At 70.9% G+C, this 18,909-nt stretch carries 2 protein-coding genes; one reads left to right on the forward strand and one right to left on the reverse strand.

The genetic code is table 11. The features are described from left to right. Positions 1-972: 972 nt before the first annotated feature. Positions 973-1,191, reverse strand: a complete 219-nt coding sequence (locus tag AB0I98_RS31455) for a hypothetical protein (RefSeq protein WP_362947915.1) — start codon at positions 1,189-1,191, stop codon at positions 973-975. 1,063 nt (positions 1,192-2,254) lie between these two features. Here AB0I98_RS31455 and AB0I98_RS31460 point away from each other — a divergent pair. Continuing rightward, positions 2,255-18,823, forward strand: coding sequence for a hypothetical protein (locus AB0I98_RS31460; RefSeq protein WP_362947916.1), 16,569 nt, complete (start codon positions 2,255-2,257; stop codon positions 18,821-18,823). Positions 18,824-18,909 lie beyond the last annotated feature (86 nt).

An 18,909-nucleotide genomic window follows, 5' to 3' on the forward strand; every position in this document is an offset into this window, starting at 1 on the left:
GCCGGGTCCGGGGGGTGGTTCGAGGGCGGAGGGTCCGATTCCGAAGGCTACTCCGAGGGTTACGCATTCCGGGCCCGGTTATTTCGGCGGCCCGCCTGCCAGTATCGACAACCTTCCTTCGCCGTCTCCGGAGCGCTCGTCGACGAGGGTTTCTGGGTCGGGTGTTGTCGGAGTTCTGCCGGGCGACCGTGAGGGGGTTCCGTCGCCGGGTCCGGGGGGTGGTTCGAGGGCGGAGGGTCCGATTCCGAAGGCTACTCCGAGGGTTACGCATTCCGGGCCCGGTTATTTCGGCGGCCCGCCCGCCTCGCTCGACAACATCCCTGGCTGGAAGCCGCCCGTCGGCAGCAAGGGTTCAGGTGCCGGTGAGGGCAACCTGCGCGCCAACAATGGCAGTGGCAGTGTCACCCAGACCACGACACACGCTTCGAGCGACCAGCCCGCCGGCCAGAGGAGCGACCGGTCCGGCGGCGACGATGCCCGTCCGTCGTCGTCCCGCACCTCGCAGTCTTCCGGGAACGGTTCCAGGAACCTCAGCCCCGACGAATCGGGACAGGGTCCGGCCGGCCGTGACCAAGGGCGCGACTTGTCCCCGGCCGAGGCCAGGAAGCCGGATGCCCAACTCGCGGATGCGCGCCGTGATGACGGCTCCGCCACCGAACAGCGGCCCGCCTCGGACCGGCCCGTCACGGAACCCCTCGTCTCATCTGGGCACCGCGGCTCCGGCACGACGGCCGGGGACAACGTCCGTCCGTCCTCGCCCGACAAGGCGCGGCCTTCTGGGAAGGCCGCTGACTCGAAGGCCGAGCCCACGCGGCCGTCGTCGACAGGCGACACCGTCACCCACTCGGCCAGAACACCGGACAGTGACCGGCTCGGCGCACCCACGGCGGGGAACGACCCCGTCAGGGACGCCGAGGACGGGGCCCCCGTGCGTACCCCGGGGCAGACGGACCACATCGTGCCCCCCTCCGCTCAATCGCACGAAATGCCGGTGTCTCCCGTACCCGCCACGACGCCGGACAGGGGCACGGCCGGCCCGATTGCCGCGTCGAGGGTGGAGGACTCCACCTCGTCCGAGCCGGTCGGCACGCCGCCGCGCACGGCGGACCCCGGCACCGGCGCGGAGCGGGGCGGGCGTACGAGCGGACACCAGGGCGGCGAGGTTCCGGTACCCCGTCGGGACACAGACACGGCGCCCACCACGGGCATCACTCCTGTGCCGGACGCTCCTTCCCCCAGTCACCGTCACCCGGGCTCGGCGCGTTTCGATATCGATGCCGCCCGGGCTCGGCTCGCGGATCCGGGTGTGTCACCGGAACGCCGGGAGGAGTCTGTGCTCTGGGCCGAACGCTCGGTGCTGGGCCGTATTCAGCAAGTCGCACCGGATGAGAACCCCTTGGGTGTCGTGGCGCGGCCCGAGGAGGTCGTGGAACTCGTCGCCGCAGAGCACCTGCGCGCCGGGCACCTGCCGGCGACGGCCCTGCTGGGCTCCCTCGTCAGGGGCCCCGAGGCCGCCGCACAGCCCGCAGCGCAGCCGCAGCCCCGGCCGGAGCCCGAGGCCGGCGCGCGGCCGCAACCGGACTCCGAGCAACTGCCGGCTCTGCTGGTGCCGGGCGGGAGAGGTGCCGACACCGCGGCGTCAGAGGCCGTTCCGCCCGCAGGGAGCATCGTCCCCACGGCGCCCACGTCCTCGGCAGAATCGACCGCGATCGGCTCCGCCTCGGGTCCGGTGGCCGCATCCGGTGCGGAGACCGTCCTGCCCGGGTCCTCGGACGAGTCTCCGGAATCCTCATCGTCCGCGGTGCCGGACTCTGCCGGGGAAGGGGAAGACCGGCTGGGGTCGGAGTCCGAAGGCCCGGACGTCCTCTTCGCACCGCCGGCTCGTGGGGCGGGGCTGGATCCGATTCGTGACTGGCTGACGATCTCGGCGAGTGGAGGGTCGCGCCGTTCTTCCGCGCTGCGTGCCATTGATCGGGCCGTGTCGCGGTTGCCGCACGATGCGGGGACCGAGGATTTGCGGCGTGTGCTGGTCAGCGTGACGGAATGGAAGAGTGACAAGGGGCCGGAGAGCAGGCGGTGGGAGGCTGTTTCGCGTCTGGAGGCGGCGGTCCGCGACAGGATGGATCAGCTTGCTCCTCCTGCGCCTGTTTCCGTCCGTGACAGAGTGGAGCAGCGTGCTTCCGGGCGTACGCCTGTGCGTGGGGGCTATTCCGCCCAGCCTGGGCCTTCTTCGCGGCGAGGTGAGCCGCCTGTTGTGGCGCCGCTGGTCTCTGCCGCTCCGGGAGCGGTCGAGGGGTTCGGTCCGGCCAGTGGGTTGGAGGCCGAGCTGCACCGGTACCGGGTGGAGCTGCCCCGTGGCGCGGCGGTCGAGGAGTTCGGCGACATCGTGGAGCTGCCCGACCTTCTGACGATCACGTTGGACAAGGCTGGGGGAGTGCCGGTCCCTGAGATCGTCACGAAGCCGGCTCGTGGTCTGGTGCGAGGGCCGGCGGACGGCCGGGCCGAACGGTCCGAGGTGCAGGTGGCCGTCAACGACGTGATGTCCCGGCTCCGGCGCGCGAGGCCGGGAACGAGAATCGGGCAGATCTTCCCCGAATCGGAAGGATATGTAGTGGATCCCCTCGCGGAGGATCTGCCGGTAAGGATCAACGAGGCCGGATACGCGACGCTGGTGCATCACACGGCGACCGCTCCGACCTCGCGTCTCGTGATGTTCATCAAACACGTCAGGGACGTTATGCGGCGTGAGTCCCCACCCGTGCAGATCGCTCACGAGGATGCGGGCGCCGGCCTTGCATTCGGTGCCTGGGCCCGTCAGGACTTCGCACGCTGGCTCAGCCAATACCCGCGCTGGGCCGATGCCGCGAACCCGTGGGACGGCGACGAACTGGAAGGTGCGATCGCGCTCGGATACACCCAGGTCGCCGCCACTGTGCGAGGAGGAACGCTCGACTGGACACAGCGGCCGAAGGACCTCACTGCGGTGGCCTCCCGCGATTCTCTCGCGGCCCTGCGGAGCAGCCTTGGTGACGGGCCCCGCGCGTATCTTGAGCATCGGGCGCGGAGCATCGCCGCCCGCTTCGCCGAGACCGTCGTCAGGGGCGGGGGAGTCCTCGACCTGCCGCTGACCATGTCAGGCGGCCCGTTGCGCGCGACGGTCGGCCAGTACCTCGACAACCTGCTCCTGCACAGGCCGGAACGGTTCGTGAGCCAGTACGAGGCACTGGGGATCCGTACCGAATTCCGCACACTGGATGCCAATCCCGACCACCAGGGTCGGGCGCTCATTGTTCCTGCCGTCGTGAGGCTGGAGGCCCGGAGCTACGCGTCGATGGAGCAGACTCCGCAGACCATCGAGCGCGACAGTGACACCCTGGCGGTCCTCTCCCTCAACCTTTACAACGAGGCGAGGCTGGATCGCGGACTGCCGCCGGTCGGCCGGCCCCTCGCCCCCGCCCAGCCCGCCGTCCTGTTCGCGCCGCCCGCCACGACTGTCCCGTCAGTACGACCGGCCGGCAGTACGGTGCCGGCGGGACCCGCCCCTGCCCCTGCCCCGTCACCCACTCCTCTCCCGCCCGCTCTCGTGGAGACGGCGGCCGGGCTCGTCGCGATGGACGCGGACGCGCGGGCACGGGAACTGGCGTCGCTGCCGCAGCGGGACCGGGAACTCCTGGCTGCTGACCCGGCGTTCGTGGAGCGGTTGCGCGCCAGCTTGTCCGTGGAGGACTTCACGGCCGTGGCGGCGCGGTTGCTGGTCGTCGTTCCTGACGGTGTGGAACAGCCCGAGGCCGCCCGGGAGGAAGCGGAGGCCCTGGTCGCGGACATGCTCGCCGATCCGCAGATCGCGGTGGCGTTGCTGACCGGGGGCCGTCGCCTCATCGTGGTGCCCCGGAACCGGCCGATGACGTCGCTCGAGGAGTTCGCCGGGCTCAGGGGCCGCCACCATCCCGGAGGAGGCCGGTCGTTCGACGCCGCACGGGGACTCTACTTCCGCCGCCATCTGGTCGGCGTCGGCGAGGAGAACCTGCTGGGTGAGACCACCGACGTGCTCGGCAACGACTTCTACGACGACGGGTACTCCGTTGCCCGTCATGAGTGGGCGCACGCGATCGAGTCGGTGCTGAGCGCCGAGGACCGGCAGTTGATCCGCGACGTGTACGAGGCGAAGGCTGCCGCGGAGCCGCTCGCTCCATGGGACCCCTACATCCTTGAGGGCTTCCGTCAACTGTGGGACCGAGCCGAGAGCGAACTGACGGGACACGCCCTGGCAGAGCCTGAAGCGGAGCTACCTACGCCACCGGCCCGCCAGCCGGAGACGCCGGAGGCGCCCGAGCCGGCCGACGCGATCACCCGCCCACTGCCTGTGGACGTGGAGACCTTGCCGGCTCCCCCCACCACAGCACCCCGCCCCCGGCGGCTGCCGGTGTCCGCGATGATGACGGAAAGGGAGTTCAAGCAGAGTACGGCGGCACCCGGGCTGCGCAGCAGCTCCAGGATCGCTGACATCGACGAGGAACTCAGGGCCTTCCATGCCCTGCCCGGCAGCAGACAGGGCGCCCGTCTGCTCGCCCTCAAAGCCATCGCGGAGAGCTCCCGCGCCTACGTGGCCCACAAGCAGGGTGAAGGGTCCCGTGTCGAGGGCGCACAGCGGCTCGCCCAGCAGGCCGAGGCGGCGATGCAGCAGCTCAACCCCGAGAACGTCTTCCGGGACCTGCTGACCGAGATCGACGACGCCCTGAGGGAAGGGAAGAACCCCGACCTCGACCGTCGGAGTCCGGCTGGTGAGGCTCAGAAGGCAGCCCAGGCCGTTCCTTCGGACCGATTCCACGCGATGATGAGCGACTATGTCCACAAGCTGGGCAGGCTCCGCGACGACCGGACGCTGCCCGCGGAGACTCGCGCCGTCATTGAGGAACTGATGGCCGTAGAACCGCTGGTGACCGTGATGCAGTACCCCCGGGGCGGCATGCCGGGCATCAAGCTCAACAGCACGGGAGACAGCGCGGAGTACACCTTCAACGTCGATCCTCAGGTCAGGGGCGGTACCTCCTTCCTGCTGGGTCACATCGCCCACGAATTCACTCATGTCGTGGCCCATCAGGCGTTCGGCAGCAGCCCGGTGATGGAGCTGGTGCGATCTGGGGCGACCGACGCGGAGGTCGGTGCGCTGGCGGCGGAACGCAGGCGGACTCTCAACGATCTCAAGACGGCCTTGGCCGGGGACCGGGAGTTCAGCGAATTTCAGCAGGAAATGCTGCAGGAGAAGTTGGTTTACGGCGCGCAACCGCGCACGCTGGAGCGGTACGCGCACAACTTCGAACGGTCGGGGAAGATCACCACCGCACAGAAGGAACGCCTGGTCGGCTGGGGGGAGGCGGCCGGAAACGCATCCGGCACCTTGGTCGAGTACGACACCGTGCTCAACCAGATGCTGATCTATTTGCACATGTGGCAGATCAGTCAGAACAATCCCTTCTACGTGCGGTTGAGGGCAGCCGCTCAAGCTGCCTACGAGCGCCGTAGCGACGCCCGTGGGCGTGGTCAGTCCTCGTCTGGTGAGTCGGTGCTGAGCGCCGAGGACCGGCAGTTGATCCGCGACGTGTACGAGGCGAAGGTTGCCGCGGACCCGCCCGCTCAATGGCCGGACGGGCCTGTCCCCAACCACTCGTCCAGCAACGCACACGAGTATTTCGCGCAGCTCAGCAATGCCTATCTCGGTGCGAACACCGGCAGGGACTCCAACTCGCGGCGCCGCCCGCGCAACAACGGGTCGGACTGGGTGGAGCAGAACGACCCGGCACTGCTGCCGCTGCTTCGGAGGCTCTACGGCCCTGGCCGGCCCTCGAACCTCGGCAGCAGGGACAACCCGTACATCCTCACGGGCTTCCGCCAACTGTGGGACCGAGCCGAGGGCGAGCAGACGGGACACGACTCCACACCAACGTCCTATGACAACGTGATTCCCACGCAAACTCGTCGCGTCGAGGTGTCCGATACGGTCCAGCAGAGTGGGTCCGATGTCCACACGGAGCCAGAGACGCTGCTGGCCCCCCCGCCGACGCTGCCGGCGAGGCCGCCTGGGGCCGTTTCCGGCGACTCGGCGCGCCCGGCGGTGTTCTTCGGCTCCGAACCGCGGCGGAGCATGCCGGATTCCCAGCGGGCCGGTGCCTCTTCCGGTACCTCGGTCACCCGGACACCTGCGGCCCAGGGCGCGGAGACCAGCGAAGTCTCCGCCCCGGTCGCGGAGAGCGCCCTGACGCCCCCACTCCCGGAGGAGACCACCACACCCCCGCGAACGGCCCGGGACACGAGGGACGGGCAGGACACGGACGCGGTGACCCCGGATCTCGACGCCGTACCGCCGCGAACCGACGGGGTTCCGGCGATTGTGGTGACCTCTCCCGAAGGGGAGGTGTCCCCGCTGGACGCCCATCGCGATCCTGATCCGGCATCCACCGGGGCCGCGCCTTCGACACCGGTTACCGGGACGCGTGATCCCTCTCCGTGGTACCTCGCCCATGGCGCGATGGGTCAGGCCATCGTTGCCAGGTCGACCGAGACCATCGACTTCCGGCGGGAGCAGGCGGATTTCTGGGCGGAGCAGATCAGTTCACGCCTGGACCTGACCGGTCCCGGTCCGCACATCGCGCTGCGTTCGGGCATCAGGACCGCGATCAGCGATCTGCTGCTCACCTCCAAGCCGAAGGAGTGGGACGACATCCTCGCGGCCGGGCGCACGCTGGTCGTGGACGGCCGGCTGGTGTGGCTGCGCCCGGTGATGCGGGATCTGACGCCCGTGCCCCGGACCAAGGGGGAGGTCAACGAGTACCCGGTCGGCTTCGGTTCCACCGCCACCGGAGGCCGGACCGGACACGAGGTCACCCAAGGAATAGAGTCGACACTGCTCACCCTCATCAACCTGGGGACAGGCGTTGCCGCGTCCGCAGCCGCGGTACCCGCCCCCCAGCTCTACGTGGGCTCTTCCAAGTCCAAGGACAGCGGCTGGCTGCGTACCGTCGTGGCCGGCCGTAAGCCCTTCATCAACGACCTCGCCCGCTTCGGCGCCGGTCTCCAGATGAAGGTGTTCGTCGACGGTGCGGACGCCACCCCTACCGTCTTCCATCAGGCCACCGTGCCAGACCGGATCCATATCGATATTCCCACCGTCTACACCGGCGAGGAGGGGCACCGACCCGACTACCGTGCCCCCGAGGCCGAACGCCCTCGGTACCAGCGGGCTTCCCGCCCCTCCCAGGCCCGTGAGCTGCTGCAGGCGATCGACCTCACGCCCGTCATCGCCGGACTGCACCGGAACATGCGCACCGCCGGCCTGCCCGCCTCGGCCGTCAAGAAGATCCTGGCGCAGGCCAAGATGGACCGTGCCCAAGGGTTCCTGACCGAGACGACGGCCCGCAGTCGCTATCCGTGGTGGGCCGGTGGGGACTCCTCCAACGGCATCGAGGTCTCCGGGTCCTTGTTCGGGAAGTTCCGGGGGCATCTGCGGATCCGCAGGGAGATCGACAGCCTCCAGTATCTCGGGGACAGCAAGGTCGGAACCCGCGACGACATCGGTGTAGGGGAGGGCAGCACCCGCGACAGTCAGGGGGGTTCGGACGCGGGATTCGGCTTCGGTTACAACACCGCCGGAGTCGGCGCGGGCGGGGATTTCTCGGTCGACGCGGACGAGGGAACTTCCCCCCACTCCGAGAACAAGCTGTCCGTCCAACTGTCGGGCCTGGCCCCGGCGCTCGCCATCAAGGCCGGGGTGAACCGCGACGTCGGCTATTCGCTGGACTCCTCGCATACGAGCCACACGGTGCTCAACGACTTCGCGAGGCAGTCCCGCTACCGGGCCGGGCTGCGCCTCGAAGTGACCATGGAATCCAGCACGCACACGATCGCCCCGGTGCGGGTCACCACCGAGGGCGAACTCAGTGTCCCGCAGCGCGAAGCGGCGCACTTCGTGCGGCGTACCGTCGGCTCGGGGTGGACCGCCGATCTGCGGCCGGCGGCCGGCGGCCCGGATGCCCCGCGGCACCGCGTGTTCGCCCTCCCCCCGTCGAGGAGTGTGTCGAGGCTGCCGAAGACCAGCCCGCGGTTCCGGTTCCGGATGGCGGTGGAGCGTGCCCAGGGGCGGCTCACCCCGCACCCGCGGGAACCCCTCGCGCCCGCCGCCCGCCGTGGCCTCGGGTTCGGCGTGCCGATCGCTCTGCCGGGCGTCGAGACCCTCCAGCAGGACCTGCGGGACGCCATCGAGCGGCTGCACGTCCTGGACGTCGGTGCCGAAGGGGCGAAGAAGAGCTCCTGGGCCCAGGCCGACCGGGACCTGGCGGCCTTCTACGGCCGCCCGGCTCTCGAAGGGGACCCGGCCCAGGCGCTCCTCGGAATCCACCGCACCATCCAGGTCGGCGGACGCCGCTACAAGGTCTCCGCGAAGGCGAAGTGGGGTGACAGGATCGAGGAGCCCAGTCCGCTGGCCGACCCGGTCACCGAGGAGAGCCGCCCGGAGGGTGACTTCTCCATGAAGGTCAACACCCGGGCCGCGACCGGGGCCACCACGGCCGGTGAGCGCGGTAAGGGCTGGAGGGCGGCTTTCACCTTCGGCGGCGGAGCCCGTCTGGCCATCCCCGAGTACGAGCTCTCGCTCGGGAAGCTGCACTTCACCACCCCGCCCATACGCATGCAGTTCGGTTCTGTGCGAGGGATCGTCAGCAGCTCCAGGGAGAAGAGCCGCAAGTACGGTGGCGCGACCGGGAGTTACCGCCGGACCGAGACCGGTAAGCGGATCGACGAGCACCGCTATCGGATGGCCGTGAACTGGACGGTCACACCCGAGAAGAAGAGCCGGTTCAAGCCGAGCTGGCTGAACAAGCGCCGTTTCCTGAGCGGGCGTAATCCCTTCGTCGCCCGGGTCGTCGTCCCACATGAGCACGTCCCAGCCACGCCGGTCACGCCGGAGCAGGCACAGGCGGCTGGTCACACGGTCGTGGGAACGGTGCCGACCGAGGTCGGCCGGCGGCTGGACTTCGTCGGCGGGGCCCAGGGGATCTACCCCGTCTTCCACCTCATGCCCGAGCTGGCCCAGCTCGGCGCCGGTATGTATGCCGAGCGGCTGTACGCCGGGGAACGGAACCGGGCCAAGCGGCAGAGCCTGATCGACGCCTGGCTCGACAACCCCGCGGACTGGCCCCAGGAGATCCGCGACCTGGCCCATCCCATGGTCCTCGCCTCCCACTTCGGCGAGGAGGTCAGTCAGGGCGGATACGAGAAGGAACTGCCGAAGGACGGCAAGTACAAGCAGGCACTGCGCCTGCGGCTCCTCGTGGACAACGTCAACGACCTCGGGGCCAACCCGGAAACGGAGGTCGAGCAGTACCTCAAGGGCAACGCCGATTACGAATCCGGGCAGGAGGGCGAGTGGGGCGCGGGCGTGACGGGCACCCTCGGCCCCCAACTGCGGTTCGGCTCCGACGCGCAAGACGGTGATCACCCCGCCGGCCCCGGCGGCCGGCTGACCGTCCTCGCCAACGCCTCGGTCGCCTGGAACTGGGGCAAGGGGGCGGCCGAGAGCGACGGCCGGATCGATATCACCCGGGCCACCTACGGAGGGTCCGTACACACGCTGCGTACCGACCCGGTCTTCGAACTGACCCACGTCCGCTGGCACGGCGACGAGCTCACCGAGACCACCCGGTATCTGCGCGCCACCGAGGCCCTCGATCTACTCGTCCCCGAGCGACGGATGTCGGACATCCTTCCTCCCGCGACCGGCACGGCCGCCGGATCGGAGCCGCGGCAGACCCCGGCGGCGGACCCGACCGCGGAGCCGGAGCAGGCTCCAGTGCCGGGCCGGACCGTGGAGCCGGACCAGGTTCCTGTGACGGATGAGGCTCGGGTGGCCGAGGTGACCCGGACCTATCTGGATACCGGTCTGCTCTCCGGGATCGCGCACCCCGAAGTCTTGCGCGTCGATGTCCTGAAGACGATCAACGACCGGTTGCGTGCCAGGGGGATTGTCCGTGCCGAGAGCGAGGGGGCCACGGGGCCTCGTCCCAACCTGCTCCAGCGGTCGCTGAAAGCGGTCTACTCCTCCGAGGCGTTGCAGAGTGAGTGGCACGCTCTGACCACTGAGGGTGTTCTGCGCTGGTTCCCCCTGCCCGGCCCGTGGGGCACCACCCGGTATCTGTGGGTGAACGTCACGGCGACCCAACTCGACCGTCCCCATGGGCAGCGTCCCCGTGACGAGATCAAGCTCACGCTGCGCGGCGAGGCGGTCGAGGAGGAGTCCCAGAGCCGCGATTCCGGCTGGGGACACGACGTCGGTGTCGATGTCCGGGCCCGTGCCGGAAATGAGAACGGGCACGGCGGGTTCGAGGCCGAAGTCGAGTACTCCGCGTCCAAGGGTACGAAGGACGAGGACGCCGAGAAGAAGGTCGGAATCTACCGGGCCACCACCCAGGACCCCTCCGAGGAGTTCGAACACGGCATCACCTTCCGCGTCGAGATGGGTACGACCACCGAACTGCCGGAGGTGCTCACCACACCCGCACAGGGTGCGCTGTCGGCGGCCCGCCTGTTCTCCCAGCCGGAAGGGCCCCAGAGCAGCCCGTCGGTCTTCGCCTGGCACGACCCCGGGGACGGCCCGGACCAGCTCGTCGACGGCGATGTACGGCTGCTCGTCCCCCGCCACCTCACCGTCGAGGCCGGCCGGCCGCAGCAGTGGCCCCTCGGCCTCACCGCGCCACGCGAGACCCAGGTCACCTGGCTGTGGCACAGCTCGCAGAACCCGCCGGCCCCCGCGCTGCCGGACACGTTCGTCGACAACCTCCATCCGTGGACGGTGCCCGCTGCCGCATCGATCGGGCGCTGGGCCAAGCTGACCGCGGTACGTCACCGCATCGTGCCCACCTCCCAGGTGGGCACGGCGCCGGAGATCTCCGGCCTGGACCGCACCACCACCGCGGGCGTGCGCTACCACCACCGCACCAGCGCCAATGTGATGCGCCCCCGCATCCGGGAGCTGCTGAAGCAGACGTACGGGGTCCCACTCGGCGACCGTTCGGCCATGGTGGGCTTGGAGCTGGACGGCGCCGAGATCCTGGGCCCCCCGGAAGGCGTACTGCTCAAGCAGCGCAGGTACCACCAGGCCGACGAGGAACCCACGCACGAGAACCATCAGGACAGCGGCTGGCGAATCGCGGTCGGTCCGGACGCCGGCGGTCCGGTGGGCGATCAGAAAATGCTCGAACGCCTGCTGGTCGACGTGAAGAACTGGGAGAACAGCGAGAGCCGAAGCGCGGCACTGGGCGATACCGATGAGCGCAACGCGGAAGGCAAGCGGCCCTACCGTGCCTACCGCTTCGACGTCACCGCCGTGGTCGACGGGCCGCACGGCACCGTACGGATCAAGGTGCCGGGCGGTCTCTACGGGGCGCTGCCGGTGGACAAGAACACCGGCAGGCTGACCGACGGCCTGGAAGACGACGCCACCCTGGGCCCCCTCCTCCGCCCGGCACCGCCGGCCACCGAAACGGCTACAGAGAGGGACACGGAGATGGCCGGTCAAGAGGGCATGAACTCCCTGCCGGACACTGTGCAGCAGCAGCCCGCCGCCGCGAGCGAGTTCCGGGAGCTGGGGGAGGTTCTTTTCGCGCCCCCGACCACCACCACACTCGTGGAAGCACCCGTGCCCGCCCGGCTCCCGGCGGAGGAGATGCCCTCCTCCGCCGAGCAGCCGCCTCCCTCGCAGGAGGAGCAGCTCGCCGAGCGCGGGCTGACGCCGGTGTACGTCCTGCCGGGCGGGGACGTGCTGGCGCACGCGCTGACCGCAGTCGCCCCGGCCGAGAGCGGCCGACTGGCGGGGTACAGCAGGCCCGCCGGTCCCCAGGAGCTGCGGACCGCGCTCGCCGACACGCTCGCCGCCGATCTGGGACTGCCGCCGGACGAACAACGCCTGTGGCCCGCGGTGGCAGGACAGACAGGGCCGTCGGGAGCCCCGCTCGTGACCGCTTTCGGCGGTTCCGCGGACGAGGCCGCCCGTGCCCTGCGGACCGGATCAGGCCCTGAAGCCACGGACTGGCTCACCCTGGCCGTGGCCGCGCCCGTACTGGGGCTGCGGGGGCTGCGTCTGACCGTGCTGAGGCCGGACGGCTCCCTCTGGACGACCGGCCCGGAGGCCGGCCGGCCGGTTGCCCTTCTCCAGCAGGAGGACCCCGCCCCCTACACCGCGCGATGGGCGGCCACCGAACCCACCGCCCAGGCCCGGCAGGCTCGACGGCCCGACGTGTCGCAGCCCACCAGTACCTCGGGCTACAGCTGGGGCACGACGTCCGCCGACAGCAGTACGCATCCCGGCACTACCACGCGTCCCGCTGCGGCCGCTTCCGGCGACTCGGCGCGCCCCGCCGTGTTCTTCGGCTCCGAACTGCGGCCGAGCACGCCGGATTCCCAGCGGGCCGGTACCTCCTCCGGTACCCCGGTCACCCGGACACCTCCGGCCCCGGTCGCGGAGACCAGCGAAGTCTTTGCCCCGGTCGCGGAGAGTGCCCTGACGCCCCCTCCGGCGGAGGAGACCACCACACCCCCGCGAAAGGCCCGGGACACGAGGGACGGGCAGGACACGGACGCGGTGACGATCCTCGACGTGCCCGCCGACGACGGGATGGACGTGGTCCCCGCCGTTCCCGCGGAGGAGGAGCCGCCGCGCACTCTGTCTCCGTACGCGCTGACCTACGGCGCGAGGCTCGACGGCTCCGTGGGGCTCGCCGTGTACGAGCCGCTGTCCGAGGACGTGCTCGGCGCGCTCCACCAGCAGGTCCTCGACGGCCTGGGAGTGGAGCCCGGTAGCGCGGCCGATGGTCCGGTGCGCGAGGAACTCGCCGCCGTACTCAGCCAGTCGGAGATCGCCCGGGAACTGCCGCAGGTGCGCAGCGCCCGCGGGCACCGCGTCTCCGTCACCGTGAACGGCCAGAAACGCACGATCGACGTCCGACTGCGGCTGACCGACCCTGCGCTGTCCACCCGCGCGGGCGTCTTTGGCGAGGTTCCACGCCGGACGGCCGTGGAGCGGCAGGGCGAGGGGGGACAGTCCTCCTCCAGGAGCTCGGGCTCCGGCACCATGCGGACCGTACCGATCCCGTGGATCGGGAACTACGAAGGTCCGGCCGGGCCGCTGCGCTGGTTCGACGGCGCCCTGGTGCTCAGCCTGACGCACAACCAGTCCTCCGAGTCGTCCACGGTCAGCGACGGCCTGACGGCCAGGAGCATGCAGCGCGCCAACGATCCGGCACACGCCGTGGAGTACATCAGCCGCTGGCAGATACGGATCGACACGGACCGCAACGCTCCGGTGGACGCCTGGAGTCCGGAGCGGGTGGGGGGACCGCTGACCGTCTGGTTCCCCGAGCACCGGGTCTTCGGTGACGGCGGCGCCGCCGGGCCGCTGCCCGAGGCGGCCGGTCTCGACGACCTGCCGCTGTGGGGCGTCGACGAGGTCCTCGATCCGGGCAGGCTGCTGGACGAACTACGCGCGGACGAAGGTTTCGCCGTGCTGAACAACCTGGGCGCGGACTCCCACGAGGAACTGGAGGAGTTCCTCTCCGAACGGACCCTCAGGGGCAGCCTGCCGATGATGCGTGACGGCGGTGTCCACTCGCCGGTGCTGTTCGACCGGCACGGCGACTCGCTGGGCGTACTCCGGCTCGAAGCCACCGTGCTGCCCCAGAGGCCCGCCGCCGGGACACCGGACGGAAAGTTCTCCCTGGAGTCCTGGCTCACCCAGAGCTCCGGTGTGGAGCAGTCGTCACGGCTCACCAGTGGCGTCGCGCTCGACGGCAGCGGCGGGCCCATGTTCACGCCTGACCACGAGGTCGGCCATCCGGACGCGGCCAGGCTCATGGGCGGAAGCTTCATGGCCAAGGCCGGCGTGTCCTGGCAGTCCGGTGACGCGCTGAACACCAGCAGCTCCGTAGCGCTGATGCACGCCCTCTACACGACCAGCAGCCATCTGGTCACACCGGCGGACATCACCTACCGCGTCACGCTCATCCGCTCGGGCGGCGGCGAGATCACCGGCTCCTTCGGCCCCTGGCCGGACGGCGTTTCCCTGCGGCTGCCGCAGCGGAGCACCACGACCGGTCACGTTCCCACGCCGGAGGAGCGGCGACGGCTCCCCGAGCACCTGGAGAACCTGGAGAGCATCGGATACTCCGCCGTGCCCCTCGCCCCCGAGGGCACCGGGCCGATGTTCGACCGGGCGGAGACCTGGCTGCGGCGCGAGGGCTTCCTGCCGCCGGCCGAACGCGAGTCAGTCTTCAACGAGACCCGTGCCGAACAGCAGTTGGAGAATCTGCGCAGGTTCGCGCAACTGCGCTCCCGGCTCGGGCAGGCCGCCGCGCTGCCCGACGCGGTCGATGGGGGCAGGCCCTTGTGGTTCGAGCTCCCCGACCACGTGAACGGCGGCACGCGCCGCGTGCAGCTGCGGTTCTCCGCCACTCGCGACCGCACCCCGCCCGCAGCCCAGGCGGAGGACGGGCTGCCGCCGGCCGTGCACGCGCGGCGGTTGCCGGACGTGGATACCGTGACCTTCCTTTCCCTTGAGACGCGCGGCGGCAGGCAGCGCAGCAACCAGTTCGGCGGCACCGTCGGCGCCGGAGGCGGTCCGCGCTTCCCGGTCGACGGTGGCGCCGCGGCACTGGACGCAACCGGGGACTACACCTGGGGAAGGCGGCACGAGACCGCCACGAGTGCCGGATCCGCGTCCGGCATCGACCCGTTCAACATCACCTTGGACGCAGGCACCGAACTCTTCGAGATTCCGGCTCTGTTCACGCTGGATCTCTACGAGGGCACCGCCGAGGAGCCTACGGTCCGCTTCGCCGCCGAACCGACGCCCGAACCGGCGCTCGGGGGAGACACCGCGGCGATCCAGGGCGTACCCGCTCCGCCGTTCGCCACCGGACGAGTCCGCCTGGTGGTGCCGCATCACCGCACCCTGCTGTGGGACTCGAGCCCCGTGGCGCCGGCCGCGACGCACCGGGTCCGCGCGCCCATCACCGGGGGCGGGCAGGACGACGACCACGTGCGGCTGGGCCTGACGGACCAAGCGGGGCGTCCGCGGGAGGGGCTGCTGAGGCTGCCGGATGACGCGAACGTGGACGTCTTCCGCGGCAGCGCGGCCCTCCAGGAGGCGTTCCGGCAGATTGTCACCGGCACGTATCCCGGTCATCCGGCCGTCGGCACGTTCGGACAATGGGCCCAGGCAGCCGCGAGCCAGTTGCCGGGTGCGGTGACCGGGCCCGGCAACCGGCTCTGGGAGTACTTGACCGGTACGGCGGTCGAGGACCAGCAGGCGTTCGCGGGGGAGGCCCTGTTCCAGCAGCTGAGGGCCGCCAGCCTGCTCGCCCGCGCCGGGCAGATCTTCAACGGCGGTTACGTCATGGAAGGTCTCACCCTGCCCGGGTTGCTCGCCGACCAGGAGCTGTCCGTGGAGATCGCGGGATATCTGCACAATCCCACGTACCACGGTTCGTACAACACCTACGCGGAAAGCGACCTGGCCGCCAAGGACACGTCCGCGCAGGGGCGTTCCGTCACCACCTCCCACCAGTACGGCGGCGGACTCAGCGCGCTCCAGTCGCCGCCCCCGCCGGCCTCCGACGGCACGCCACAGAGGGCCTCGCTGGCCAACCCCAGCGTGCGGGGGGTCTACACCCACCGCACAGCCAGGACCAGCGAGCGGTCCGCCGGCTCCTCGGTCGTACGGACCCCGACGCAGGCCGCGGAACACCACCTCATCGGAGCCGACGCCACTGTGCTCGTGACCCTCCGTCAGGGCACCCGGAACGTCGCCATGAACGTCGCGGGCCTGGGCGGACGCGAGGACATCACCCTCGCGATCGACCTCCCGCGCGCCGTCCGGTTCCAGCTCTCCGACAGCCAACTGGTCCGCTTCGAACACTGGTTCACCGGCGTGCCGGAGCTACCCCGGCCGACTGCGCAGCCGGACACGGTGCCGTTGCCGGAGCACTACGTGGTAAGCGGCGACATCGGTTTCGCCAGCGTCCTGTCCGTCACTCAGCTCGACGACCCGATACGGCGCAACGAGAGCCGCGACCGGCTGCGGCGCGAGCTGCTCACGCTGGTCGAAAGGGAAGCGCCGGGCGTGACCCGACCCGGGCATTTCGCCTATCGGATGGGAGTGGCCGCCCGTATCGCCGACATGACCTCGCCCGCCGGACTGCGGGCGCTTCCGGGCCGACGCAGGGTGAGCCTCTGGTTCCGCCACGCCGGACGGCACGGCAGCCGTCTCGTGGAGGTCGCGCTCTCCGCCGAGCCTGTGGCCCAGCCCCCGGCTCGACGCGAGGTCCGCGGCCGGCCCGCCGGCGCCGGGGTGGGCATAGACCAGGTCGCTTCCCATGCCCCGGGCAACCGCTCCGAGTCAGAGACGGTCACCCGGTCCCTGCAGGTGTCGGCGAACCCCATCTCCCGGTACCCGCGTCCTCAGGCACGGTCCGGCCGTACCGACCGGACCGGTCCCGTGCTGTCCGGCACCGGGACCCGCGGCCGGAGCTCGCGTACCGCCCGCGCAGCGCAGGACTCCTACTGGGCCAGGACCGAGAACGCCGCGGACTTCGACGACATCGGCTACACCATCACCGCGACGGTGCGCGCGGAACTCCTTCAGGACTGGCCGCCGGATCTGGTCGGCGGAGCCCTGGAATCCGGCCTGCTGACCCTGACCGATCAAGACGGCGGCGCACTGACCGCCCGAATCGGCAGACTGCTGCGCGGAAGGCCCGCCCACCAGGTCCGGGTCCCGGTGGCGGTGTCACTGCGGTTCGCCGGCTCGGAGGCCGTCGCGCCGCGCCGGCACGAACCGGCGGTGCGGCCCCGTATCACTCAGGCCGACCCACGGCTGCCCGCGCCGCAGGCTCCAATTCCGCTCGGCGGGCGAACCTTCACGGCCGGGTCCCGGCTGATCCCCACCGGCGCGACCCCGGTGTACGGGTTCGACGCCTTCCATGAGCTGGCCGAGGCGCTGCGCACGGTGGCGCCGCGGCTCTCCGGCTCGTGGGGCCTGACGGCCGACCTCACGCCGGAGGCGGCGGCGTTGCGCCTGGGGGAACTCGTGCAGGCCGGGGAGATCCCTGTCGAGGCGCCGCGCACGGCGGCGGGTCTGACCCCCACGATGCCCGGTGCCTGGCCCGTCGAGAGCGAACCGGTCACCCCTCGCCTCCAGGTGACGCTGCACAATCCGCGGCCGATCACCGAGGCGGACGACATCGCGGTCGACCGGTTGCGGGTGACGTCGCACTCGGTCGGCAGTTCCGCGTCGGCGGCCTCGACTGCCGGTCTGGGCTACCAGTGGACCCAGAGCGGCAACGACGCGAACATGCACCTGGTCGGTTTCACCCTGCCCGTCCTGAACCGGCAGCCCCTCTCGCGTGCGGGTGGCGTCTCGGCCTCCGCCGGCGGCTGGGATCGCGTCAAGACCGGTTCCTCCGCCGCCTCCGGGACAGAGCCCGCCGCACGCAGCTACGAGACCATGGTGGACGTGGTGATCACAGTCACGGGGGAGGAGACCCGTTACGTCATCGGCAGCGCGACCGCGCGTGTCTACGAGCGTGACCTGCTCGGCTACGGGGTCACCGCGCCGCGAACTGCCTCCCAGGTGTATGACCTGCCGTCGATGCTCGCCGAGCAGCCGAACGACACGCTGCGGAACTGGCGGACGCATCCGGTCACCGAGCTGCCCGCGGTGCTCGCCCGGGGACTGGACGAGCGGGAGAACGGTGCTCAGCTCTGGCTCCATCTGGGCGCCGACCCGGACGGCACCGCGCTGGCCCGCGCTCTCTACGTGGGGTCGCGCACCGCGGTGGCGGCCGGCCGGCCGGTGGAGCTGGTGGTGCGCGGAGCGACAGGACTGCGTTTCTGGCCGTTCGGTGCCGACGGTTCACTCGTCGACCTCACTCCGGCCACCCAGGACACCTGGAACCGGCTGCGCGCCGCGATCGTCGCGGCCACCGACGCCACCGCCGCCGAGGCAGACCAGGTCGCCCGGGAGACGGAGCTGGTGCCGAGGGAGGCGGAGGCCGAGTTGCGACTGGCGGACTCGCGGCGGGAGGTGACCACCGCGACCGAGGCGCGGGACGCCGCCGCGGCGGCACACGCCACCGCCAGGTCCGCCCGCGGCTCGCTCGCCGATCGTCTCCGCGACGCCGAGGCGGCACGCACGGCCGCCGAGGAGGAGGCCGCGCAACACGCGGCGGCGGTCACGACGGCGGAGCAGCGGCTCGCGCAGACGGAGCAAGCCGTACGGGACGCCCAGCGGGAGGTCGAGCAGGAAGCCGCCCGGCCCCGGCCGGTCACCGCCGACGGGCATGAGCCGACACTGCAGGCGGGTCCCGGTCCCCGGGCCGCACTGGCCGACGCACGTGCCGAAAGCGACAGCGCCCGAGCCGCGCTGGGCCGCGCGCAGGGCATGGCCGACATGGCCCGGAGGGCGGTGGATCGCGCCACCGAGAAGGTGGGAGATCTGCGTGACCAGCTCGCCGCCGCCGACGATCAGGTCCGGGAGACCGCTACCCGGGAGCGTGACGCCGAGGACGCCGTCATCCGGGCCACTTCGGCTCGCGACCAGCAGTACCGGGACCACCGGCAGCTTCAGGAGGAGCTGCGCGACGCCCGCCGACAGCAGGCCGACCAGCAGCGTCTGTGGGAGGACGCCTGGAGCGCCATGCCCGGCCAGTCGGGGATGCTGAGCGCCGACCGCTGCCGGGAGGGGGTCGGCGGAGCACGGTACCCGCTGAGCTCGCTCTCCTAGCTGAAGCACGCTGAGTTTGTTGGGGGCTTTTGACCTTGGAAACGTGGATGGGGTTATGGCGAAGCAACAGGCGAATGCCTGCAGGA

Source organism: Streptomyces sp. NPDC050211, from assembly GCF_040656035.1.
GTDB lineage: Bacteria > Actinomycetota > Actinomycetes > Streptomycetales > Streptomycetaceae > Streptomyces.